This is a genomic window from Kribbella sp. NPDC050820 (assembly GCF_040653975.1).
GTDB lineage: Bacteria > Actinomycetota > Actinomycetes > Propionibacteriales > Kribbellaceae > Kribbella.
The window spans coordinates 40,565-63,575 of the sequence record NZ_JBFAHB010000004.1; the positions used below are offsets into that span (position 1 = coordinate 40,565).

Consider the following 23,011-nt stretch of genomic DNA (forward strand, 5'->3'; position numbering starts at 1 on the left):
CCCCGCGGCGGGGCCGGCCGCGGGTCCTGGGGCCTGGCGAGTTGGGGCCCGATGACTGTGTCCTGCGTCACTCCCTGAGCGGAAGACTCGGTCTCATGATCGACCGACGGGAGAGGGCGATGAACAGCATCGAGCAGGACGCAACCGACAGGGCGCAGCACCCGGCCATCGTGGTTCGTGAGCTGTCGGTGCACGGAGTCGAGCTCGACGAGCTTCGGGTTCGCCGCGGCGAGATCGTCGCCCTGCTGGGCGCCAACGGCACCGGCAAGAGCACGGTGAGCCGGGTGCTGGTCGGTGCGACAACGGCCGCCGGGACCGCCCGAGTGCTGGGCCTGGACCCTGTGGACGATCACGCTGAGCTGAAGTGCCGGATCGGCTTCCTGATCCAGGACCTGGAGACGATGGGCTCGCTGAGCTCGCGCGACGTGCTCGACATCTGTGCCGCGGTGCGGGGCTGCTCGGCGTCGTACGCCGTGGAGCTGGCCGAACGGATCGGCCTGGACCTGGACCGGCCGATGGGCCAGTTGTGCCGGGGACAGCTGCGCAGGCTGGGCGTCGTACAAGCGCTGATGCACCGTCCGGAAGTGGTCGTGCTGGACGACCCTACTGCCGAGCTCGACGCGCCCGGCCGGCTGGCGCTGGGGAAGCTGCTGCGCGAGGCAGCGGCCTGGGGCGCGGCGGTCCTGATCACTGTGACCACTGCGGCCGAGGCCGCGGAGTACGCCGACCGCACCACGACCTTCGCCCGCCGGTCCACCCCCGCCCCCGCTTCGGAGCCGACCGCTGACTGTGGTGCTTCGCCCTCGCAGAGCACAGACCGAGTGACTCATGTCCGGTACGGCGTCGCGGTGCACCGAAGCGCCACGACGTTCGCGTGCTGGAGCCCTCCGTCCTGCGGTGGGATCGAGGTCCTGCTGCCGGCCCGGTGGCGGTTGGCGTTGTCCGGTAGGTCGGTCTTCGGCGGCGTCGAGGACCTGAGCGGATCAGTGGACCGCCTGCCGGCCGACGCCGCTCGCCTGAACCTCCACGCGGTCGCGGTCTTCGGCGGCGTGACGGTGGCGAACGAACCGGGTGTGGCCGCCCGCCGGAAGGCTGCGGCCAGGAGCCGGGGCGCCGGACCCGAGTTCGTCGCAGCGTCCTCTGCCTGATCATGCGGGGGTCGTTCGCGGCGCGAACGCGGACCTTCGGCCCTGCTTGCCGGATGCCTGCGGGCGGACGGTGAAGGTGCGGGAAGGAGGTGAGGTTGATGAAGCTGAAGGCGAGAGATCTTGTGGCGACGCTGCTGGTCGTCGCTATCGGCATCCCGTACGTCGGTTACCTGATCGACGGCGACATGCCGTTCGTGGAGGATGCCCGTGGTATGGCCGCGGTTGGGCTGCTGCTGGGCGTCCTGGCGTTCGGGGTGCTGCTGAGCGGCACCAAGCAGGATCGGCTCGGCAAGATCGAGATCGGGATCGCGGCGGTGTCCATCGGACTGGGCGTCGTCGCACTGGCCCTTGCGGAGACCGCCGCGGCGGAGGTGCTGCTGGCGATCTTCATGGGGTCGATCCTGGTCGTTCTGGCCATTGAGCTGATCGACCACGCCGGCTGGTTGGACCGCGCCGGCCACCCGGTCTGATCCAGCCGTGCCCCGCAACGGCCGGTGCGACGCGACGCCGCCGCACCGGCCGGACCTCGTGGGAACCGGAGGTGTCATGGCTGCGCACCTCGAAGGGCAGACATCCTCGCGGGACCGCGTCTCGCTCGAGGACTGGACATCTACGCGCCGGCCGTACCTCGACAATCTCAAGGTCGCACTGATCACCGCGATCATCGTCATCCACGCGGTGCTCGGTTACTCGACCCTGGAGGCGTGGACCTACACGGAGCTGCGGGAGGTCACCCTCGCGCCGGTGACCGAGATCGTGCTGCTCGTGCTGTTGAGTCCGTTCGCGTTCTTCCTGATCGCGCTCCTGTTCCTGGTTGCCGGACTCCTCACGGCGCCGTCGCTCGAGCGCAAGGGGACGGCACGATTCGTCCGCGACAGGTTGCTGCGCCTGGGAGTGCCCTTCGGGCTGTACGTCCTCCTCGTGCAGCCCGCACTCGCCTATGCACTGCGCCACCCGCTGGGTAGTGCACCGGGATCGTTCTGGGCGGAGTACCTGGCCGCCGGCCGACTCGACACCGGGCCGCTGTGGTTCGTCGGCGTACTCCTGATCTTCTCCCTCGGGTACGCCGGCTGGGCCGGCCGGCGCCGTGGCCATGGCCATGGTCAGGGCCACCGTCGCATCACCCTGCGCACGTTGCTGCTGGCAACTGGTGTCGTGGCGCCGGCCTCCTTCGCGATCAGGCTGATCTATCCCTACGGCTCGGAGAGCGGCGTCACGGACCTGAATTTCTGGGAGTGGCCGGTCTGCATCACCGCCTTCGCCGTCGGTGTTGCCGCCTCGGGTCAGGGGTGGTTGACCGCGGTTCCGGAACAGCTTGCCGGCCGATGCCGGACGCTGACCCTGGCGGGCGTGGTGGCGATGGCGGCGCTGCTGGCGACAGTCTCCGCCGGTCGGCCTGTCGACGAGGTGCTGGGCGGTTGGCACTGGCCTGCCGCGGTGTTCGCTGTCGTCGACGCCGTACTGACTGTCTTCGGGTCGGTCTGGCTGCTCAGCGTGGCGCAACACCGGCTGAATCGCCCGTATCGCTGGGGTCAGCGTCTGAGCCGCAGCGCCTACGGCGCCTTCATGCTCCAGACACTCTTCCTGCTGGGACTGGCACTCGCGCTGCGCCCGCTCGACCTGCCCGCCGAGGCCAAGGCGCTGATTGTCGCCCTCGGCGCCGTGACCGGCTCGTACCTGGCGGCCTGGTTCCTGATCAGCCGAGCTCCCGGCGTCGCCAAGGTACTGTGAGGCCGGCGGCAGGCGAGCGACGGTCGGCGGTTCGGTCTATCGGTTTGGCTGCGGGGTGCGGAACTCGTGGACCATCGCGGGTACGGCGAAGCAGAGCGCCGGCACGGACCACAGCCAGAAACCCCAGCCGAACAGCATCAGCGCGACGTGGAAGACGACCACGGCGACGTAGCCGATGCGCCGCGAGCGAACAAGGAGTACGGCGACGAGGAGCTCACCGGTGCCCAGCAGCAGCGCCCACAGGGTCGGTGAGGCCAGGAAGACGTTCTGCCAGGCGTCGTACACCCAGCCGAACAGTGCCTCGTCGGCGAACGGCTCGTAGGACTCGGGGCTGAACAGCGCGAGCCCGATGTGGACGAACGCGCCCACGCCGAACAACGCGACGAAGCCCCAGTAGATCGCTCGCCAAGCCATCGCGGCGTTGGTCTCTTCGGTCTGCGGAGTTGTTGCCATCACGATCAGCCTCCCAGTTTCACCGTCATCCGATCGTGGGCCGGCCTGCAGGTCCCAATGTCCCGAAGACCGGGACATTGGTCCCTGCTCGGCCTGTGTCCACGCGGTCATGCTGGACACGCACGAGTCGCCTGAGGAGGTATGTGATGGCCGAACAAGGTCCGTTGCCCCGGGCCACCGCCTTCGGGCGGGTCGCGCGCTGTGTCGCGTCCACCGTCGTGCTGCTGGCGCGACGGCGAGTCCACCTGCCGCACGAGAACCTCGATCGGCGGCTGACCTTCGCCGACGGATCGCATGGCCGGGTCTACCGCGAGACGGTGGTCGAGCGGCCGGTTGCCGATCCGTGCGTCCTCGTGGTCACGTTCCGGCTGCGAGGCGTGCGCGGCTGGGGACACACCGCGTTCCGGTGGGAGTCCTGGTTGAACACTCCGCTGTTCGTCGGCTTCGACGGATTCGTCTCCAAGCTGTGGCTGGCCCACGACGAGTCCGGGGCGTACCGCGGTCTCTACGAATGGGACGGCCCGGACCGAGCGGAAGCCTATGCCCGCGCGCTGTGGCGGATTCTCGAGCTCGTCTCCGTGAAGGGCTCGATCCACTACAAGGTGGTCCCGGGCCTGCGACGAGACGAACTGTTCGCCGACCCCGGCGTCCTGACTGCGGTCGAGCCGACTGACCAGGAACCCTGGTGGCAGGTGGCCGCCACGACCTGACCAAGGATCCCGCCGGATCCGCGGGTCGGTTGCGGTGACAGACGGGACCTTGGGCCCTGGGAACACCCACCGGAACGCGGTGACGATCGTGCTAGGCCGGCCACTCGAACAACCGGATGGGGGGATGGCTGTGAGCGTCATGCTGGACCGCTTGCGTCGCTTTCGTCCCGTCGGCACACCGGGCGGTGCGGGGCCGGTCGGCGTCCCTGCGGACGACCCCTCCGGCGTGCCCGCCGAACTCGTCGCCGTCTTCGCCGCTCTCGACGAGGTGATCATCGAGTGCCAGGAGATCCGCACCCGCGCCGCGCAGCAGGCGGCTGACATCGCCGGGGGCGCGGAGCGTGACGCGGCCGGGTCGATTGCGGACGCCCGAACCCGGGCAGCGGGTGAGCGAGCCGACGCGGCTGCGGCTGTTCGGGCCCGAGGGGACGCCGCAGTGGACCAGACGCTCGCGGCGGCGTCGGCGGAAGCGGATCTGGTCTCCAGACAAGGGCTGCAGCGCATGGACGGCGTGGTGGCCCTGGTCGTCGACCGGATCCTGGCCGATGCGGACGCTGCTGGAGCCGGCTGATGAGCGCGGGCTGGGTCGCCGCCACCGTCCGGGCGAAGGCGATGGCACGTCGGCGGATCGGAGCCGGCGCCGCCCGGCGCATCGCGCTCGCGCCCAGCTTCGCCGATGCCCTCGGCCTGCTCGACGGCACGGCGTACGCCCGGGCGGCCGCTCCCGGCACGTCGTTGCCGGACGCCGAGTGGCTGATCACGGCCGCGGAGTTGTGGCAACTGCGGGTCCTGTCGGGCTGGTTGCCCAGGTCGGCGGTCGGTCTGGCGCGGGCGCTGGGCGGCCGGTACGAGTGCGCGAACATCGAGGTCCATGCACGAGCTCTCGCCGAGCCCGGCCGGCCGCAGCGGTACTACGAGCTCGGCAGCCTCGCGTTGTCCTGGCCGAGAATCGCGGCAACGACATCGGCAATCGAGCTCGGTTCGGCGCTCGGAGCTTCGCCGTGGGGTGACCCCGGTGACGGTTCGCTGCAGGCGCTGCACGACATGCTCACCCTGAGGTGGTTGCGGATGGTCGCGGCGGAGGCTCCGGCAGCCCTCGAATGGGCGACCGGTGCTGCGGCCCTGGTGGTCGCCAAGCAGTTGCTTGTGGCAACGACTGGTCCGGTCGAGTGGCTGGTTCGATCCGCGGCGCCGCTGCTTGGGCCGGACTGGACGCAGGCTCGATCGGTGTCCGCTCTGCGCGCAGCGTTGCCGGTCGCTGGACGCTGGGCTCTGGACGGAGTCGACTCCCCGGTGAGCCTGTGGCGGGCGGAGACCGGTCTGGCGCTTCGGATCGAGTCGGACGGCTTCCGCCTGTTACGGCGCGGGACGCCTGGCGTGGACCCGTTCCTGGGGGCTGTGGCTGTCCTCGCGGTCGATGGCTGGCGGGCACGTGTCGCTCTCGGCGACGCGGCGTACGGCGGCGGCCCGGGGGAGGTGCTCGATGTCCTGGCGTGACGCCGTACGGCCGGTCCGGATGCAGCGGGTCGCGCTGGTCGTACCGGTCGACCAGCTTCGCGAACTGCTGGAGCAGGTCAGTTCGTCCGGACTGGTCGAGCTGGACCCGGTCCGGTCCGAGGTCGATCTCGCGGTCGTCGGGAATCGGCAGCCGGACTGGTCGGCCCGCGAACTGGAACTGCGCCGGCGCACCGCGCAAGCGGTCGAACACGGTCCTGTGACGGCCATGCTGGGCTGGACACCGGCGGCGGCGTTGCCGGACCTGACGGATGCGGTCGTCGCAGTCGGCGGGGCCGCCGTACCGCTGCCACCCCCGCCCGGCGTCCAGCCACCGACGCTGTTGCGGCAGAAGGGCACGGGCCGGTCGTTCGAGCTGATCGTGCAGACCTACACCACGGTCCCGTACGCCGACGTCGACCCGTCGCTGGTCGCCGGAGTCGCGTACGTGGCGATGTTCGGCATGATGTTCGGTGACGTCGGCCATGGTCTGCTCCTGCTGCTCGGCGCGCTGCTCGTCCGGAGCGGCCGTGTCGCGCGGCTCGCGAAGCTCCGGCCGGCCTGGCCGTTCCTCGCCGGCGCCGGTGCCACGAGCGTGGTCTTCGGTTTCCTGTACGGCGAGATGTTCGGGCCGACCGGTCTGGTGCCCGTGGTGTGGTTGTCGCCGGTGGATGACGTGACCACCCTGCTGTTGACCGCGCTCGGAGTCGGGGCCGCGTTGCTCGGCGGCGCGTACGGACTGGGCATCGTGAACCGGTTCCGCGAGGGCGGCTGGGGATACGCCCTCTACGCGCGCACCGGAGTTGCGGGCAGCCTGCTGTTCATCGCATTGGCCGGGACTGTCGGCGGAGTCTACTTCGATAACGGCGGACTGCTGATCGCCGCAGTCCTGCTGGCGATCGCCGGCCTGGTGCTCACCTTCGCCGGACTGCTGGCCGCGTCCGGTGGCGGCGCGGCCGGTGTATTGCAGGCAACGGTCGAACTGTTCGACGTGGTCGTCCGGCTCGGCTCCAACGTCGTCTCCTTCGCCCGGCTGGCCGCCTTCGGCCTGACGCATGCCGCGCTCGGTGGGATCGTCTGGCTGGGCGCGGTCGCCTTGTGGGACAGCGGGTCGGCGTCCGGCCGGCTGGGTGCGGGACTGGTCCTGGTCGTGGGTACCGCCGTTGCGTTCACGCTGGAGGCGCTGGTGGCAGGCATTCAGGCGCTTCGTCTGGAGTACTACGAGCTGTTCTCCCGGGTCTTCGAGGCGGACGGGCGGCCCTTCCGTCCGTGGCGGCTGCCCGCGGAGGAACTGGAGGTGACATCGTGAGGGACTTCCTTCGCCGCCATCCATGGTCGGCCGTTCTGCTGACTGTGGCGAACATCGTGCTGCTCACCGTCGCAGTGGTCCTGCTGATCGCGATCGTGACCGCGGACTGGGGGTTCGCCGCAGGCGCTCCTGAGGTGGCTGGCGCGCCGCGGGCCGCAGCGCAGACGGCCAACGGATCCGCGCTGCTCGGCGCCGCGATCGCTGTGGCCGGGTCGGCGATCGGCGCCGGCGTCGCGGTCGCCTACACCGGTGCCGCCGCGCTGGCCGCGATGAGCGAACGTCCGGAGCTGTTCGGTCGCGCGATGGTGGTGGTCGGACTCGCCGAAGGGATCGCGATCTACGGCCTGATCGTCGCCATCATTCTGGTAGGCGAGGCGCGATGACACAGATCGCTGTCCTCGGAGAGCCGATTCGCACGTCGGGCTACGGGCTGGTGGGTGTGCGGTTGCTCACGGCCACTACACGGGCCGAGGTGCGTCGGCAGTGGCACGAGCTGCCCGCCGACGTGGGCGTCGTGTTGCTCACCCCGGCGGCGGCCGAAGCGCTCGGTCCGCCCTCGCTGACGTCGGCTTCGGTGCTGACTGTGGTGCTGCCGCCATGAGCCGACCGCTGCCCCCGATCGCCGACCACGCGCTGGATCCCGTCCGCGACGCGTTGCGGGCCGCGGCGCGCGCGGATGCAGCCGCGGTCCTGCGAGGTGCCGAGGACCGCCGGGACGCAATGCTCGCGTCTGCACGACGTACGGGGGACGAACTCGTCGCTGACGCCCGTCTGGAGGGCGAGGCTGAGGCCACTGCCGTCCTCACGGCGCGGATGGCGAACAGCCGGCGGGACGCGCGCCGTACCGTGCTGGCGGCACAGCGAGAGCTGTACGTCGAGCTCCGGCGCCGTTGCCGGGTTGCCGCGGTGGCGCTGGTGGGGAGCCCGGACTACGAACGCGTCCGCAAGAGCCTGGTAGCCCACGCCGAGGAACTGCTGGGCCCGGAAGCCACGGTGACCGACAGCCCGGACGGCGGCGTGCTGGCGTCGGCGGGGAGCCGGAGGCTGGACCTCAGTCTGCCCGCCATGGCCGAACGCGTCGTCGATCGATCGGGTGCGGAGGTGGCCGCGCTGTGGTCACGATGACGTCGTCGCAGGGCCGCATCGGCCGGATCAACGGTCCGTTGGTCGAGGCGACCGACGTGGCGGGCGCGTCGATGTACGAAGTGGTCGAGTTGGGTGCGCGCCGGATCCCGGCCGAGGTGGTCGCGATCGACGGCACGGCCGTCACGCTGCAGGCGTTCGAGTACACCGGTGGCCTCACGGTCGGCGACCCGGTCCGTCGTGCCGGTGGTCCGCTGTCGGCGCGGCTCGGGCCCGGCCTCCTCGGGCAGGTCTTCGACGGATTGCTGCGGCCGTTGTCGGCGGCACCGACCTGGCTGTCCCCTCAGCTGCTGTCTCCGGACGTTGCGTCGGCGGTCCGGTGGCACTTCGTGCCCCGTGCTGTCAGCGGTGAGCAGGTCGAACCAGGGGTGGTGCTCGGTGTGGTGACCGGCGCCGGTGCGGTAGAGCATCGGGTCCTGGTTCCGCCGGGCGTGCACGGTCGGCTGAGATTCCTCGCCGGTGCGGGCAAGGTGTCGGCGGGGGAGGCGGTCGCCCGGGTGGGCGAGGTTGAGGTCGGCCTGTTCGAGCTGTGGCCGATCCGCCGTCCTCGGCCGTACAGGTACCGGGAGGAGACGTTCGTGCCGTTGCACACGGGACAGCGCATCCTGGACCTGCTGTTCCCGATCGGTGCCGGCTCGAGCACCGCCGTACCGGGTGGATTCGGCACCGGCAAGACAGTCCTGCTGCAGCAGTTGGCGAAGTGGTGCGACGCCGACGTCATCGTGTACGTCGGGTGCGGGGAGCGAGGCAACGAGATGGCCGATGTCCTCGGCGAACTGGCCGAGCTCGCGGACCCGCGCACCGGCGGGCGGATGATCGATCGCACCGTCATCCTGGCGAACACCTCGAACATGCCGATGATGGCGCGCGAGGCGAGTGTGTTCACCGCGATCACGGTGGCCGAGTACTTCCGGGACATGGGGTACGACGCGGTGGTCGTTGCCGACTCGACGTCGCGGTGGGCGGAGGCGTTGCGGGAGTTCGCCAGCCGGACCGGAGCGCTGCCCGCGGAGGAGGGCTACCCGGCCGACCTGTCCTCGGCGCTCGCCGCCTTCTACGAGCGGTCCGGAAGGGTCCGTACCGACGGCGGCCGGACGGCGTCGGTCACCGTGGTCGGCGCCGTGTCGCCGCCTGGGGGCGACCTGACGGAGCCGGTCACGACCGCGACCGCACGGTTCGTCCGGGGCGTATGGAGTCTGGATCGTGATCTCGCCTACGCGCGGCACTACCCGGCGGTCAGCTGGTCCGCGTCGTACTCCCATGACGTCGGCGCCGCCGGGGTGTGGCACGCCGCAAACGACAACGCGGGCTGGGCCTCGCGACGTGCGCGGGCGATGACACTGCTCGCCGAGGCCGCGCGGCTGACCGAGCTCGCCGAGATCGTCGGCACCAGGACGTTGCCGGGCCGGGAACGCGTGACGATCCTCGGTGGCCGGCTGCTCCGCGACGCGGTGCTGGCGCAGAGTGCACTGAGCCCGGTCGACGCCAGTTGCTCCGTCGAGCGCGGCGCCCGGCTGCTGCAACTGGTTCTGGACGTCGTCGAGCGCTGCCTGACCCTGGTCGACCGCGGTGTGACCGCGACCGAGCTCGAGGAGTTCGACTTCGGTCCGCTGGTCAGGGCGCGGGAGGAAGCCCCTGCACCAGAGGATCTGACCGATCGCCGGACGGCGGTCATGCAGGCGTTGGAGGCGCTGCCATGAGCGAGCGAGGACCCCGATGAACAGGGGTGTGGAGTACGGCGCGGTGGAGTCGCTGCGCGGGTCCCTGCTGGTCGTGCGCGAGGTGCGTGGCGTCGGCTGGGACGAGTCCGCCCTGGTCCGGCTCGACGACGGCTCCGAGCGCCACGGCGTCGTCCTCGAGGTGGCCGGCGATCTCGCCGTGCTGCAGGTGCTCGAAGGGACCGGCGGCGTGCGTCCGGGTGGGGGCCGGGTCGAGTTCACCGGCAGCCCGTTCCGGATTCCGCTGGGTCGTGGCTGGCTCGGCCGGGTCTGCGACGGTCGCGGGGAGCCGTTGGACGGCGGCCCGCCGGTTCTCGGGCCGGTATCGGCTGCGGTCAACGGGTGGCCGCTCAACCCGGTCCACCGGGAACCACCACGGGAGCCGGTGCTGACCGGGGTGTCCGGGATCGACGCGCTGACCACAGTGGTCCGCGGCCAGAAGCTGCCGATCTTCTCGGTGCCGGGTCTGCCGCACCTGCTGCTCGCCACGCAGATCGCGGCGCAGGCCACTGCGTCCGGTGACCCGTTCCTGGTGGTCTTCGCGGCGATGGGTCTGCCGCACGCCGACATCGACTTCGTCCGGGCAGCACTCGAGGCGCGCGCTGCCGAGGGGGAGTTGGTGATGTTGCTCAACACCGCCGACGACCCGGTGATCGAGCGACTGCTGACGCCGCGGATCGCGCTGACCGTTGCCGAGCATCTCGCGTTCGACGAGGGCATCCATGTGCTCGTGGTGATGTCCGACATGACCAGCTACTGCGACGCGGTCCGGGAGGTGGCGGCGGCGCGGCGGGAGATTCCGGCGCGGCGTGCGTACCCGGGCTACCTCTACAGCGATCTCGCGTCCCTGTACGAGCGGTGCGGCCGGGTCCGCGGGCGCCCGGGGTCGGTGACGATCATGCCCGTGCTCACGATGCCCGCCGGCGACCTCACCCATCCGGTCCCGGACCTGACCGGGTACATCACCGAGGGACAGATCGTGCTGGCCGAGGACCTGCACGCGCGCGGTCTCTATCCTCCGCTCGACGTTCTCGGCTCGCTCTCGCGTCTGATGCGCAGTGGCGCCGGTCCTGGCCGGACTCGGGACGACCATCTGCACATTGCCGCACAGGCCATTGCGGCGCTGGCGCGGGCCCGGCAGGCGACCGACTTGGCCGACCTGATCGGTGCGGGTGCGCTCAGCGAGACCGACCGTTCCTACCTGACCTTTGCCACCGCGCTGGAGGACTCCCTGCTGAGGCAGCGCGCCGACGAAGCACGTGGCTTCGACGACACCCTGGATCGGCTGTGGCAGGCGGTGTCGGTGTTGCCGCGGCGTGAGCTCACGATGGTGTCGGACGCCTTGGCCGCCGAGCATCTCCCGAGGGCCGCCCGATGACCGGGCCGGCCACCGGACGTGCCGCACGGCTGGCGTTGACGGCCCGACTGACCACGGCGCAGCGGGCGGTCGCCTTGCTGGACCGCAAGCAGCGTGCGCTTGCCGCGGAGGGCGAACGGCTCGAGCTGGTCGCCGTCCGGGCTGCCGAGGCGTTCGACGAGCAGGCCCGGGCAGCGTCGGGCTGGCTGCGGCGTGCTACGGCGCTGGACGGGACCCGCGCCATCAACAAATCGACGCCGAGGGCAACCACCGAGGTCGGGATCGGGTACGAGGTCACGATGGGCGTCCGGCATCCGACTCGGACCGACGTCCGGTTCGGGCCGCAGGCCGAGCCGGCCGGGAGCTCGGCCTTGGCCTATACGGCGCAGGCGCATCGTGCCGCCGTGGTCGCCGCGGTCCGGCTCGCGGCGGCACAGCGTTCGGTCAGCCTGGTCGCCGCCGAGTTGGCGCTGACTCGCCAGCAGCAGCGGGCGCTCGAGTTGCGATGGATCCCGAAGCTGGAGCTCCGGCTGGCGGAGCTGTCACAACGCCTCGACGAGACCGAGCGCGAGGAGAACGTGCGGCTGCGCTGGGCGGCGAGCCGGACCGGGACGGAGGATCGACGATGAGGCGGATGCTGGTCGTGGTGGACGACTCGGCGGCGTCGCTTCGAGCGGCGCAGCTGGCAACCGAGCTCGCGGCGGCGGTCGGTGCCGACCTCATGCTCGTCGCGGTCGTCGAAGACCATGTGCTCGACGCGAGGCTGCGGGCCGCGGCGATTCCGGAGGCGACCGAGCGGCGGGCTCGAGGCGCGGTCGCAATGCTGTCGCGGGTGGCCGCGCGGGTCGCAGACCTCGGACTCCGGACGGAGACCGAGGTCCTCTCCGGCCGTGGCGCCGAGCAGGTGCTCGCGGTCGCCGCTCGCCGTGGCGCCGAGCTGATCGTGCTGGCCCGCGAACCGCACGGGTCGGTGAACGCCCAGCATCTGCTGGAGTTCACCGACATCCCCGTGCTTCTCGTACCTCCGATCGAATGACCCGGATCCCACCCGGCTCCGTCGTCAGTTCGGCCGAGCCGGTGCCTTCGTGCGGCAGACGTAGCGTTCGACCAACTGGAACGGGCCTCCGTCGACCGAGACTTCGTTGCGCCAGATCATCTCGGTGTCGCTGGTCAGGTGCCAGAACATCCGGAGCCGGACCGGCGGCCGCCCGAGCGACTCGAAGGTGAGCAGGTCACCGTCGATCCGCCCACGGAGGACCTCGGCGTGGCCGTTGTTGTCGACCACAGTGGCGCGGTACTCCTGTGCCTGTGGGTCCCATCCGGCCACCCAGTGCAGCTGCCAGCGGGCCACGAAGGTGCCGTCGGCAAGGAACTGGTCCTGCCAGTAGTCGCCGACGATCCACAGACCGTCCTGGATGAGGTGGTGCACACCCTGGCCGGTCGCGGTCAGTTCCGGGCTGTCAGGACCGAAGACCCCCGGCCTGATCGTCCCGGTCCAGGTGACGTCGCGGTGGAAGCGTGCGAGCGCCGTCAGTTCAGGCCCGGGCTGCAGCGGCCTCGGCAGCTCGTCTGTCCGGGTGTCCATGCTGATCACACCGCCTGCCGGCCTGCCCGCGGCACGGCCAGAACGATCGCGACCACGCCGAGCACGAAGAACGCGCCGGCGCTCACGAGTACGACGATGGACAGCCAGTCGAGCGCCGGTGCAGTGGCGCCGAGGTCCATCCGGACGTCGACTCCGGCGGACGCGTCCGACGACATGACGACGATCGTCCAGCCACCGGTTTCGACCGGCCAGGTGATCGACTGCGTCCCGCTGCCATCGGCTTGCACTCGCCAGATCGACAGCTCGCCCGGCGACGTCGCCGGTGCATTGCCCCGATGGTCGACGTACTTGTCGCTGTTCGAGCCGTACCACGAGCGGACCGTCGAGTATGCGACTCCTTCGAGGTACTTGTGGACGTCGCTCGACCGGGCGATGCCGACGAACACCGGACTGCCGTCGGCAGCCTCGACGCGCAGCCGTGCGTCACCGAGCAGGCGACGCGGTACGCCGGGAGTCGCATCGATCGTCATATCCTCGCTGACCAGGGCGTAGCCGTCGGTCCGGATCGACACGGTGTCGGACGTCAGGAAGCCGGCGCCGTCGCGCTGGGTCTGGTCGAACCAGAGCATCGTGCCCCCGACGACCAGCCCGAAGGCGGACATCAACGCCACCAGGATGCCGAGGACGAGCGTGATCACCCGTCCTGCGGACCACACCTTCCGTGGATTTGTTGTCGTCGTACTCATGATGGGCCCCCTCTTGTCGGTATCAGGTGATGTCGCGCCGTACGGCGAGGGCGATGCCACACGCCGCGAACAGCACGCCGTAGCCGGCCAGCAGCAGCCCGGACTGCCAGGCGGCCAGGAACTGGATGTCGGGCTGGTAGTTGTTGATCAGCCCGTTGAACGCGCCGCCGGGGAAGTACTTGTAGTAGTCCCGGATGTGCGGCAGCACGGAGACGAACGACTCGATGACGAGCGAGTAGACGAGCAGGCCGACCACTGCGGCGACCTGGTTGCGGACCAGCGCGCCGATGCCGACACCGACGACTGTGAAGATCGCGAGACCGACGCATACGCCGACCAACGTCTGCGGGAGGCCGTTGCCGGCCAGGTCGATGTCGATGCCCTTCGCGGCCAGCCAAGGCACCGCGATCGCGACCGAGACGCCGACGGTGGCGACGCCGTATCCGAGACCGGCCAGCGCATAGGCGATCACCTTCGCGATGACGACGCGGCCGCGGCGCGGTGTGGCGAGGAAGGTCGGAGTGACAGTCCGGTGCCGGTACTCACCCGTCATCGCGATGACGCCGAGGACGGCGGTGAAGACCGAGGCGCTGCCACCGGCGCTGAAGAGGGCCCGCTGCCCTTCGGCAGAGTCCAGCGGCGGACCGGGGTTGCCTGCCTGGCCTTCCAGCCCGATCGTCAGGCTCGTGAACAGAGCGGTCATCGCGAGCGCGCCGATCAGCAGCCACAACCACAGCCTGGTGGTGAACAGCTTGGTGAACTCGGCCCGGATCAGCTTGGTCATGGTCGTGCACCCACCTCGTCCCCGGTCAGGGCGAAGAAGATCTCCTCCAGGTCGCTGCGCTGCTGCGCCAGCTCGTGCAGTTCGAGCCGTTCGAGGAAGGCGAGATGGCCGATCTCGGCTGCTCGCAACCCGGAGACCGCCAGCGCACCGTCATGACGCTGCACGTGGGCCCGGCGGCACAGCACCGACTCGAGCCCGTCCAGGTCGGGCCCGCGAACCTGCACCGTGCCACCCTGCCGATCGGCGAGCTCGGTCAGACTGCCCTGCTTGATCAAGGTGCCGTTGTCGATGATCACCACGTTGTCGACGGTCTGCTCGACCTCACTCAGGACGTGGCTGGAGATCAGGACGGTGCGACCCTCGGCGGCCATCCGGCGAAGGACGCGGCGCAGCCAGGCGATGCCTTCGGGATCGAGGCCGTTCGCGGGCTCGTCGAGCACCAGTACGCCGGGATCGCCGAGGAGCGCAGCCGCCAGGCCGAGTCGTTGGCGCATGCCGGCCGAGTAGGCGCGCACAGGGTGCTTCGCGGCGGGCATGAGACCGACCAGGTCGAGCACCTCGTCGGCACGCCGTACCGGATAGCCGTTCGCCGCGCAGAGTACTGCGAGGTGGTTCCGGCCGGTGCGCGCGGGATGGAACGTGGAAGCGTCGAGGACGGCGCCCACAGTCGACGACGGATGCGGCAGATCTACGTAGCGCAGACCGCCGATGGTCCCCGTACCGGCGGTCGGTGTGACCAGTCCGAGCAGGCACCGTAGCGTGGTCGTCTTGCCGGCGCCGTTCGGGCCGAGAAACCCTGTGACGGTCGCAGGCTCGACGACGAAGCTGAGGTTGCCGACCGCCCGCACCGGCCCGAACACCTTGGTCAGGCCCGACACCTCGATCTGACCTGCGGCACCGATCATCGCCGCGACCGCCCTCCTGCGTGTGACAGGTCCTCCTCTTGTCAGCACACAGCGATTGCCACGGCTGGGGCAGGGCGGTTATGTCCCGTTCCGACGGGACCAAAGGCCTGTCCGGGCAAGGTCCTCGGCTCGACGGAGCCGGACCGCGGTCAGCTTGTACTCCGGACAGTCGGTGATCTCGTCGCCGACGGGGGAGGTGAGGTCGTTGATGCCGGCAGCCGGGAAGTGGAACGCGCAGAACACCTGGCCGGGCGCGACGTCGTCGGTCAGGTGGACGGGAAGCGCGGTGCTGCCGTACCGGCTGGTGATCTCGACGGACTCGCCCTCGTGCAGGCCGAGCGAGGCCGCGTCGAACGGTTCGATGTCGAGGTGTTCGCCGTCCCGGAGCGAAAGATTCGGAGTGCGCCGCGTCATCTCACCCGAGTTGTAGTGCTCCGCACGCCGTCCGGTGACCAGAAGGTACGGGAAACCGGCATCCGGCTCGGCGCCAGGCGGCAGGTAAGGCTTCGCGGCCAGGCGTGCCCGCTGATCCCGGGTCGCGAACTCCTCGAGGTAGAGCGTCGGGCTGCCGGAGTCGTCACCGGACGGACAAGGCCAGTGCAGTACGGCGCCCGCGTCGAGCCGCCGATGGGAGACGCCGCCGAACAGTGGCGCGAGCGAGTTGCACTCGTCGAGCGCTTCCGCCGGCGTGGTACAGCCGAGATCGACACCGAGCCTGGTCGCGATCTCCAGGAAGACGTCCAGGTCCGGGCGCACTCCGGAAGGTGGGTCGAGTACCGGCCGGACGCGCTGGAACCGGCGGTCGAAGTTCACGAACGTACCGTCCTTCTCCAGCCAGGACGCGACCGGGAACACCACGTCCGCGGCCTGTGCGGTGGCCGACAGGAACAAGTCGTTGCAGACGACCAACGGGCACGCCTCGAGAGCGGCCCGAACGGCAGCGGTGTCCGGGTCTGTGGACATCACGTCCTCGCCGACGACCCACAGCACCTCCAGCCGCCCGGCGCGCGCTGCCTCGAACATCTGCGGGATGCGCAGCCCGCGGGTCGTCGGCAGCGGTGCCCGCCACGCCGACTCGAACCGGGCCCGGGCCTGCTGATCGCCGACCTTCTGGTAGCCGGGCAGCAGATCGGGCAGCGCGCCCATGTCGCAGGCGCCCTGCACGTTGTTCTGTCCACGCAGCGGATTCACCCCACCGCCGCGGGCGGTTCCGACGGCGCCGCGGAGGATCGCCAGGTTCGCGAGCGTCCGTACGCCGTCCGTGCCGTGCAGGTGCTCGGTGACGCCGAGCCCGTAGAAGATCGCCGGTACGGCGGCCTCGCCGTACAGGTGGGCCGCCGCGACCAGGTCGTCGACGGCGACGCCGCTGATGTCGCAGACCCGGTCGGGTGTGTAGTCGCCGACCAGGTCCTGCAACTCGTCGTACCCGGTCGCGCGGTTGCACAGGAATCCCCTGTCGACGAGGCCGTCCCGGATCAGGACGTGGGCCAGACCGTTGAAGACGGCAACGTTCGTCCCCGGCCGGGCCTGGAGATGCACGTCGGCGTGCCTGGCGGGCTCGGTACGGCGGGGATCGATCACGACCAGCCGGGCCCCGTCGATGACCCGCTGCAGGATACGGGCGCCGACGACCGGGTGGGCGTCGGTCGGGTTGGCGCCGGCGAGCAGGATCGCGTCGCAGCGGTCGAGGTCGTCGAAGGCGTTGGTCCCGCCGCCGAGTCCGAACGTGGTCGCCAGGCCGGCCGCAGACGGGGCGTGGCACAGTCGCGCGCAGTTGTCGACGTTGTTCGTGCCGATGGCCACCCGGGCGAACTTCTGGATCAGGTAGTTCTCCTCGTTCGTGGCCCGCGCGGAGGAGATGACCGCGAACCGGTCGGGGGCGGCGAGCCCTCGCAGTCGTCCGGCGACGATGTCGAACGCTTCCTCCCAGGACGCGGGGACCAGTTCGCCGTTGCGTCGTACCAGTGGTGAGCGCAACCGATCCGGTGAACTGACGAAGCTGTGCGCGAACCGGCCTTTCACACAGGCGTGGCCACGGTTCACCGTCCCGTCGACGACCGGCCGGACGGTGACGATCTCGCGGTCGCGGGTGGCCACGTCCAGGGTGCATCCGACGCCGCAGTACCCACACGTGGTGCGGGTCCACTGCTCGATCGGCCGGGGGGCGAGCAGCCCCGGCTCGGACAGCGCTCCGGTGGGACAAGTGTCGACGCAGGCACCGCAGCTGACGCAGTCCGAGTCGGACCAGAGTCCGCCGGTGCCGGGGGCGACGACTGTGTCCGGGCCGCGTCCGGTGAGCGTGATGGCGAACGAGCCCTGGATCTCGGCACAAGCACGGACGCACCGGCCGCAGGCAATGCAGAGATCGCGATCGAGCTTGACGTACGGATGTGAATGGTCGACTCCGCGAGACTCGGCCGGCAACGCCAGGGGCTCGCCCGTGACGCCGAGCTCGTGGCAACGCCGGACGAGCTCGCTGCGGTCGGCGGGGACGTCGAGAGCCCGTGCCGGGAGCCCGGCGACGATGGTCGCGAGCGCGTCCCGGCGCCACTGCTCGCCGGTGGCGAGACCGATCCGGAGTCCGTCCCGGACCGGCGTCGTGCAGGCCGCGACCGGACCGTTGCCGTCTGCATCGACCAGGCACGTCCGGCAGGAGGCGGCCGGCGTCAGGCGATCGTCGTGGCAGAGCGCCGGAACGCTCCGGCCGGCGGCCCGGACCGCGTCGAGCACGGTGGCATCGGGACGAACCGCGACGGGCTGGCCGTCGATGAAGACCTGGATCATGGCCGGCCCTCGATTCCGTAGACGCGAGCGAGGCTGCGGACTGCGACCGGGACTCGCCGCCCGAAGGCACAAAGGCTGCCGGTCGCCATGGTGCGGAGGACCTGATCGCGCGCGTTCACCACCTCCGCCGACGGCGCCAGGTGAGACAGCCTGAGGCCGCGTCGGGTGCCGACGCGGCAGGGTGAGCAGGCGCCGCAACTCTCGGCCGCTGCGAACCGCCAGACATGCCGCAGGATCTCCTCACCGGTCAGGCGGTCGTCGAAGGCGACGATCCCCGCGTGGCCGAGGGCCGCACCGCGCGTCGACAGGGCAGCGTCGCTGAGCGGCAGGTCGAGGTCGTCAGCAGCGAGGAATCCACCCAGCGGGCCACCGATCTGGATCGACCGCAGTACGGCGTCGTCGCGGAGACCACCGCCGAGTTCCTCGACGAGCCGGCGGACCGAGGTGCCGATCTCCACCTCGTAGGCTCCCGGCCGGGCGAATCGCTCCGACAGGCTCACCACCACGGTTCCGTTTTCCCCGGCGGTGCCGAGGGCGGCATAGCTCGCGCCGCCGTGCCTGACGATCCAGGGGACGGCGGCAAGGGTCTCGACGTTGTTCACCACCGTCGGCCGGCCGCCGAGGCCGTGCTCCACGGGGTACGGCGGTCGCGGCCGGACGACCCCGCGCAGACCTTCGAGCGCGTTGAGCAGGGCCGTCTCCTCGCCGGACACATACGATCCGGCACCAGGCTCGACCCGTACGTCGAGGGACTGCTTGCTGCCGTGCACCCGGTGCCCGAAGTGACCGTCCGCGTACGCGCGCCGGATCGCGGTCCGAAGTCGTTCCCGGGCGCGCGGGTACTCGGCCCGGACGAAGATCACCGCCTCTTCGGCCTGCACCGCGAAGCAGGCCAGCGCGAGCCCTTCGAGGAGCCGGTCCGGATCGCGTTCCATCAGCAGCCGGTCGACGTACGAACCCGGGTCGCCTTCGTCGCCGTTGGCCACCACCACGCGCGGTCCAGGATGGGTCCGCGCCGCGGCCCACTTGCGCGCGGTCGGGAAGCCCGCGCCGCCGCGCCCACGCAGCCCGGCGGTGCCGACCGCGGCCAGGACCTCGGCGGGATCGTCGCGCCGGACGACCTCGGGCCACACCGACCAACTGGCGTCGCCGGCGACGAGACCAGCTGTCACGACGGCCTTCCGGCTGTGCGCGTGGACGGGGATCGGGGGATCCTGCGGCGGGTGCTTCCCGGTGAGCTGCGCAGGGAGATCCGAACCGGCGTAGGCAGTGTCCCCTGCGAGAGCGGCAGGTCCGGCGTAGCAGTATCCGAGGCAACGCACCTCTTGGAGTGACACTGCGCCGTCGGCGCTGCAGGTGTCCATCGGCACACCGAGCGCATCCGCGATCTGCTGGAGATGGCCACCGCCGCTGGCCGCCATGCAAGCGGCGGCACCGCAGGCACGGACGTGCCGTCGGCCGTGTGGTGCGGTGAAGTCGGCGAAGAACGTGGCAGGCCCGGTCCCGGCAGCGGCCGGAAGGCTGTGGTCCCGCGCGAGGCCCCCGGCAGCTCCCGGCGACGGAGGACCCGGTACAGCAGGAGCGGTGTCGCCGGTCAGCAGTTCCGCCCGGACCGATCCGAGGTCACGGCCGAATCTGTCTGCGTACCGGCGTAGTGCGTCCGCCGTCCAATCGCTCATCGCCGTACTCCTTCGTTGTGCACCGTCTCCCAGCAGACCGCGCCGGATGGCGATCGGGACAGGGCAGAAGGGCCTGGTCCAGGTGGACCGGATGGCCCTGATCGCCGCAGTTGGGTTCAGGCCGACGTCGGAGGCGGAGTAGAGCGACCACCAGGCCAGGCAGTACTGCGAAGGCGAGGGACACCGCGAACTGGGTCATTGACAGCGGCTGCAGACTCAGCAGGTCGCGCAGGGGCGGCAGCAACAGTGGGGCGACCTGGGCGACGAGCGCTCCGGCGACGGCGACGTCGAGGAAGCGCAGCCGGGGTTCGCCGCGGGGGCGAGGCCGCCGCAGTGCGATCGCGACGCCGAGTTGGGCCAGTCCGAGGACGAGGTAGGTCATGGATTGCCAGGGGGCTCCGGTCGATCGGGCCCAGAGGGCAGCGGCGAGGCTGACAGCTGCGATCAGCGTTCCGGTCCAGGCGATGCGCTGCCACAGACCGGCGCCCAGGACCTGTTCGCCCGGAGAGCGCGGTCCACGGCGCATCGCCCGCGGGTCGGCCGGCTCCGCTCCGATCGCGACACCGGGCAGGCCGTGGGTGAGCAGGTTGATCCACAGGATCTGGGCCGGTACCAGCGGCGTGGCCAACCCGAGCAGTGGACCGATCAGCATCACGAGTACTTCGGCGAGCCCGCCACTGAGCGCGTACCGCAGGAACGTGCGCACGTTCGCGTAGATCCGCCGGCCCTCCTCGATCGCGGCCGCGACCGTGCCGAGGTCGTCGTCGGTGAGAATCAGGTCCGCCGCCTGCCGGGCGACCTCGGTGCCTTCTTTGCCCATGGCAACGCCGATGTCGGCACGCCGCAGTGCGGGTGCGTCGTTGACGCCGTCGCCGGTCATCGCGACCACGTGGCCGGCGTCCTGCCAGGCGCGGACGATGTCGAGCTTCTGCTCCGGGCGGATCCGGGCGTACACCCGGCCGCCGGCCGGATCCGCGCCGGCATCGATGTCGGCGCCCGTGACCACCTGGTCGGTGTGCAGGCCGATGCGGCCGGCCACCGCCTGCGCGGTCCCGGGCGCGTCGCCGGTGATCAGCAGCAGCCCGACACCGGCCTGACCGAAGGAATCGGCCACCTCGGCGGCGTTGTGGCGGACGGGATCGGTGATCGCGACCAGACCGGCCAGCCGCAGTCCGTTCTCGGATCGCTCCGCGCCCGGCGGCAGCACCCGGTCCGCGACGGCGAGAACCCGGTAGCCGTCGGCCGCGAGTTCCGCTGCGACAGCGCCGGCCGCTGCGAGATCGCCGTACGACGTGACGGAGGGTTCGAGGATGACCTCGGGTGCTCCCTTGCCGACCGCGAGTACGCCGGAGCCGTCGGGCAGCGGGTGGAAGGTCGTCATCCGCTTGCGGGTGCTGTCGAACGGGATCTCGGCGATGCGCGGGTATGTCGCGCGCAGCCCGGCCGGATCGGCGCCACCTCGGTGGGCGAGGACGAGCAGTGCGGCTTCGGTCGGATCGCCGAGCGGCAGCCACTCGGGTTGGCCGGCTGCCGGCGGGCGCAGGTCGGCGTCGTTGCAGAGGGCGAGGTCGCGCAGCAGCCGGTCCGGCGGCTGGGCCTCGCCGAGCGGCGACAGCTCGCCGTCGGGGGCGTAACCATTGCCGCCGGCAATGAACTCGCCGTGCTCGGTCCACAGCCGCTCGGCGAGCATGACATTCTCGGTCAACGTTCCGGTCTTGTCCGCGGCGACCATGGTGACCGATCCGAGTGTCTCGACGGCGGGGAGCCGGCGGACGAGGGCCGAGCGCCGAGCCATTCGATGGGCGCCGATGGCCAGGGCGAGGGTGACCACCGCGGGCAGCGATTCCGGTACGGCGGCGACCGTGAGGCTGACCGCGGTCACCACCATCTCGGCCGGCGGCAGTCCTCTGAGCAGGCCGGCGACGGCGACGATGCCGGACAGGACCAGCGCGACCAGGCTGAGGATCCGGCTGAGCGCCGTGAGGCGGTTCTGCAGGGGAGTCGGGCGTGGCCGCTGCGATGCGAGCAGGCCGGCGATCCTGCCCAGCGCGCTGTCCGGCCCGGTCCGGGACACCGTGCCTGAGCCACGGCCTCGGGTGATGACCGTGCCGGCGAACGCCTCGTCCTCGTGGTCCTTCTCGACCGGGACTGATTCACCGGTCAGCGCGGATTCGTCGGCCTGTAGCCGAACTGCACTGGACAGCTTGAGGTCGGCAGGCACGATGTCGCCGGCGTCCAGGACGACCAGGTCGCCGGGAACGACGTCCGCGGCCGGGATCACCGTCGTCCGGCCGCTGCGAACCACGGTCGCGTGGGGTGCCGCAAGGCTGTGCAGAGCGGCTAGCGCATGCTCCGCGCGAAGTTCCTGGATCACACCGACCGTGGTGTTGAGCACGATCACCATGAGGATCACGGTGAGATCCGTCAGGTCGTGCAGACACGCGGTGAGTACTGCGGCGGCGATCAGCAACAGGATCATCGGATCGCGCAGCTGCGCCAGGATGCGGCTGCGTACCGGGACAGGCTTGGGCGCGGCGATGGCGTTTGGCCCGTGACCGGCCAGAGCGCGTGTGGCCTCGGCATCGGTCAACCCGCGGGGCGGCGAAACTTCAACGCTCATGCAGCCACGCGGGTTTCGTGGTGTACCACTGCCACCGGGCACTTGCTGTGGTGCAGCAGGCCGCGGGCCACTGATCCCAGCAGCAGTGGGCTGAACTGGGTGCGTCCCCGCCCACCGACCACGACGAGATCCGCCTCGGCGGACTCGGCGGCCAGGGCCCGGACAGGATGCTCGCCCGTGCAGCGGGTCCGGACGTCGACGCCAGGGTACTTCTCCCGCCAGCCGGCGAGGGACTCGGCGACAAGGATCTTGGCGTGTGGGATCCACGGCTGCTGCTCGGGGTCCATCCACAGATCCGGCGGCGGATAGCTTTCCGGCACGTTGGCGGCGTGGACGGCCTCGAGCTCGGCTTCCTCGAGGGCTGCTGTGTCGAAGGCGAAACCCAGAGCGGCCTGACAGTCGGCCGAGCCGTCGACGCCGACCACCACCCGGCCCTTCGGGCTCGCCTCGGGATCCCACTCGTCGGGTACGACGACCAGCGTTCCGGTCGACAGCGCCGCACAGACCTGCGACGTCGACCCGATGACCAGCTCCGCGAACCCACCCAGGCCGCGCCGGCCGATCACCAGCACGCTGCCGCTCTCGCTCGCGAGCTCCAGGAGTGTGGTCGCCGGATGACCATGCCGCACTTCGCCGGTGGCGTCGCGGAAGCCGAGCCGAGTCAGTTCGGCGGCGGCCTCCTCGATCTCGCCGGAGCCGTCGTCGTATGCGGCCGGTGGTGCCGGCGGCGACGGGCGATCGTCGTCGACGACATGGACGGCACGCAGAGTCAGCCCACGCCGCCCGGCGTACCGGACCGCCCAGGCGAGTGCGATCAGCCCGTCGCGGGAACCGTCGATCCCGACGACGAGGGCCGGTGGAGACTTGATGGACATCCCGAATCA

The 23,011-nt window shown here is 70.8% G+C and carries 23 protein-coding genes; 14 read left to right on the forward strand and 9 right to left on the reverse strand.

Annotated elements, in window-relative coordinates:
* Positions 1–95 precede the first annotated feature (95 nt).
* From AB0H36_RS05530 to AB0H36_RS05540, 3 genes are all read left to right on the forward strand, one after another.
* Positions 96–1,148, forward strand: a complete 1,053-nt coding sequence (locus AB0H36_RS05530) for an ABC transporter ATP-binding protein (protein ID WP_360516975.1) — start codon at positions 96–98, stop codon at positions 1,146–1,148.
* A gap of 98 nt (positions 1,149–1,246) precedes the next feature.
* Entirely contained in the window at positions 1,247–1,618 is a 372-nt protein-coding gene (locus AB0H36_RS05535) for a hypothetical protein (RefSeq protein WP_360516978.1), read from the forward strand.
* 76 nt (positions 1,619–1,694) lie between these two features.
* Complete coding sequence (locus tag AB0H36_RS05540; RefSeq protein ID WP_360516981.1) at positions 1,695–2,879, forward strand: acyltransferase; 1,185 nt, start codon at positions 1,695–1,697, stop codon at positions 2,877–2,879.
* Positions 2,880–2,915: 36 nt separating this feature from the next.
* Here the strand turns inward: AB0H36_RS05540 and AB0H36_RS05545 are convergent, their stop codons facing one another.
* Positions 2,916–3,332, reverse strand: a complete 417-nt coding sequence (locus AB0H36_RS05545; RefSeq protein ID WP_360516984.1) for a hypothetical protein — start codon at positions 3,330–3,332, stop codon at positions 2,916–2,918.
* A 146-nt stretch (positions 3,333–3,478) separates the two neighbouring features.
* Between AB0H36_RS05545 and AB0H36_RS05550 the strand changes: the two genes are divergently transcribed.
* The 11 genes from AB0H36_RS05550 to AB0H36_RS05600 all read left to right on the forward strand — a co-directional run bounded on the left by AB0H36_RS05550 (position 3,479) and on the right by AB0H36_RS05600 (position 12,099).
* Positions 3,479–4,042: a hypothetical protein gene (locus tag AB0H36_RS05550; protein ID WP_360516987.1), complete on the forward strand. Its 564-nt coding sequence runs from the start codon at positions 3,479–3,481 to the stop codon at positions 4,040–4,042.
* A gap of 124 nt (positions 4,043–4,166) precedes the next feature.
* Entirely contained in the window at positions 4,167–4,613 is a 447-nt protein-coding gene (locus tag AB0H36_RS05555; RefSeq protein WP_360516990.1) for a hypothetical protein, read from the forward strand.
* Positions 4,613–5,539, forward strand: a complete 927-nt coding sequence (locus AB0H36_RS05560; protein ID WP_360516993.1) for a hypothetical protein — start codon at positions 4,613–4,615, stop codon at positions 5,537–5,539. Before AB0H36_RS05555 ends, AB0H36_RS05560 begins: the two co-directional genes overlap by 1 nt.
* Positions 5,526–6,845 (forward strand): V-type ATPase 116kDa subunit family protein, encoded by a 1,320-nt coding sequence (locus AB0H36_RS05565; protein ID WP_360516996.1) that lies wholly within the window; start codon positions 5,526–5,528, stop codon positions 6,843–6,845. The genes AB0H36_RS05560 and AB0H36_RS05565 overlap by 14 nt, the downstream gene beginning before the upstream one ends.
* Entirely contained in the window at positions 6,842–7,228 is a 387-nt protein-coding gene (locus AB0H36_RS05570; protein WP_360516999.1) for an ATP synthase subunit C, read from the forward strand. The genes AB0H36_RS05565 and AB0H36_RS05570 overlap by 4 nt, the downstream gene beginning before the upstream one ends.
* Positions 7,225–7,446, forward strand: a complete 222-nt coding sequence (locus AB0H36_RS05575) for a hypothetical protein (protein ID WP_360517002.1) — start codon at positions 7,225–7,227, stop codon at positions 7,444–7,446. Before AB0H36_RS05570 ends, AB0H36_RS05575 begins: the two co-directional genes overlap by 4 nt.
* On the forward strand, positions 7,443–7,970 hold the full coding sequence (locus AB0H36_RS05580; protein ID WP_360517005.1) for a hypothetical protein: 528 nt from the start codon (positions 7,443–7,445) through the stop codon (positions 7,968–7,970). The genes AB0H36_RS05575 and AB0H36_RS05580 overlap by 4 nt, the downstream gene beginning before the upstream one ends.
* Positions 7,967–9,688 carry a V-type ATP synthase subunit A gene (locus AB0H36_RS05585; protein WP_360517573.1) on the forward strand — a complete coding sequence of 574 codons (1,722 nt, stop codon included), beginning with the start codon at positions 7,967–7,969 and terminating at the stop codon, positions 9,686–9,688. Before AB0H36_RS05580 ends, AB0H36_RS05585 begins: the two co-directional genes overlap by 4 nt.
* 16 nt (positions 9,689–9,704) lie before the next feature.
* Positions 9,705–11,084 carry a V-type ATP synthase subunit B gene (locus AB0H36_RS05590; protein ID WP_360517008.1) on the forward strand — a complete coding sequence of 460 codons (1,380 nt, stop codon included), beginning with the start codon at positions 9,705–9,707 and terminating at the stop codon, positions 11,082–11,084.
* Positions 11,081–11,692, forward strand: a complete 612-nt coding sequence (locus tag AB0H36_RS05595; protein WP_360517011.1) for a V-type ATP synthase subunit D — start codon at positions 11,081–11,083, stop codon at positions 11,690–11,692. Before AB0H36_RS05590 ends, AB0H36_RS05595 begins: the two co-directional genes overlap by 4 nt.
* Positions 11,689–12,099, forward strand: a complete 411-nt coding sequence (locus AB0H36_RS05600) for a universal stress protein (protein WP_360517014.1) — start codon at positions 11,689–11,691, stop codon at positions 12,097–12,099. Before AB0H36_RS05595 ends, AB0H36_RS05600 begins: the two co-directional genes overlap by 4 nt.
* Before the next feature lie 24 nt (positions 12,100–12,123).
* On the opposite strand, the gene AB0H36_RS05605 is transcribed toward AB0H36_RS05600, so the two are convergent.
* The 8 genes from AB0H36_RS05605 to AB0H36_RS05640 all read right to left on the reverse strand — a co-directional run bounded on the left by AB0H36_RS05605 (position 12,124) and on the right by AB0H36_RS05640 (position 23,002).
* Entirely contained in the window at positions 12,124–12,648 is a 525-nt protein-coding gene (locus AB0H36_RS05605; RefSeq protein ID WP_360517017.1) for a DUF1579 family protein, read from the reverse strand.
* Positions 12,649–12,653: 5 nt separating this feature from the next.
* Positions 12,654–13,355, reverse strand: coding sequence for a hypothetical protein (locus AB0H36_RS05610; RefSeq protein ID WP_360517020.1), 702 nt, complete (start codon positions 13,353–13,355; stop codon positions 12,654–12,656).
* Positions 13,356–13,377: 22 nt separating this feature from the next.
* Positions 13,378–14,139, reverse strand: coding sequence for an ABC transporter permease (locus AB0H36_RS05615; protein ID WP_360517023.1), 762 nt, complete (start codon positions 14,137–14,139; stop codon positions 13,378–13,380).
* Positions 14,136–15,044 (reverse strand): ATP-binding cassette domain-containing protein, encoded by a 909-nt coding sequence (locus AB0H36_RS05620; protein WP_360517026.1) that lies wholly within the window; start codon positions 15,042–15,044, stop codon positions 14,136–14,138. Before AB0H36_RS05620 ends, AB0H36_RS05615 begins: the two co-directional genes overlap by 4 nt.
* 78 nt (positions 15,045–15,122) lie before the next feature.
* Positions 15,123–17,828 (reverse strand): formate dehydrogenase subunit alpha, encoded by a 2,706-nt coding sequence (fdhF, locus tag AB0H36_RS05625; RefSeq protein WP_360517029.1) that lies wholly within the window; start codon positions 17,826–17,828, stop codon positions 15,123–15,125.
* On the reverse strand, positions 17,825–19,507 hold the full coding sequence (locus AB0H36_RS05630) for an NAD(P)H-dependent oxidoreductase subunit E (protein ID WP_360517032.1): 1,683 nt from the start codon (positions 19,505–19,507) through the stop codon (positions 17,825–17,827). The genes fdhF and AB0H36_RS05630 overlap by 4 nt, the downstream gene beginning before the upstream one ends.
* Complete coding sequence (locus tag AB0H36_RS05635) at positions 19,452–22,127, reverse strand: cation-translocating P-type ATPase (protein WP_360517035.1); 2,676 nt, start codon at positions 22,125–22,127, stop codon at positions 19,452–19,454. Before AB0H36_RS05635 ends, AB0H36_RS05630 begins: the two co-directional genes overlap by 56 nt.
* The gene (locus tag AB0H36_RS05640) at positions 22,124–23,002 is read right to left on the reverse strand and encodes a universal stress protein (protein ID WP_360517038.1); all 879 of its coding nucleotides are present in this window, start codon (positions 23,000–23,002) and stop codon (positions 22,124–22,126) included. Before AB0H36_RS05640 ends, AB0H36_RS05635 begins: the two co-directional genes overlap by 4 nt.
* Positions 23,003–23,011 lie beyond the last annotated feature (9 nt).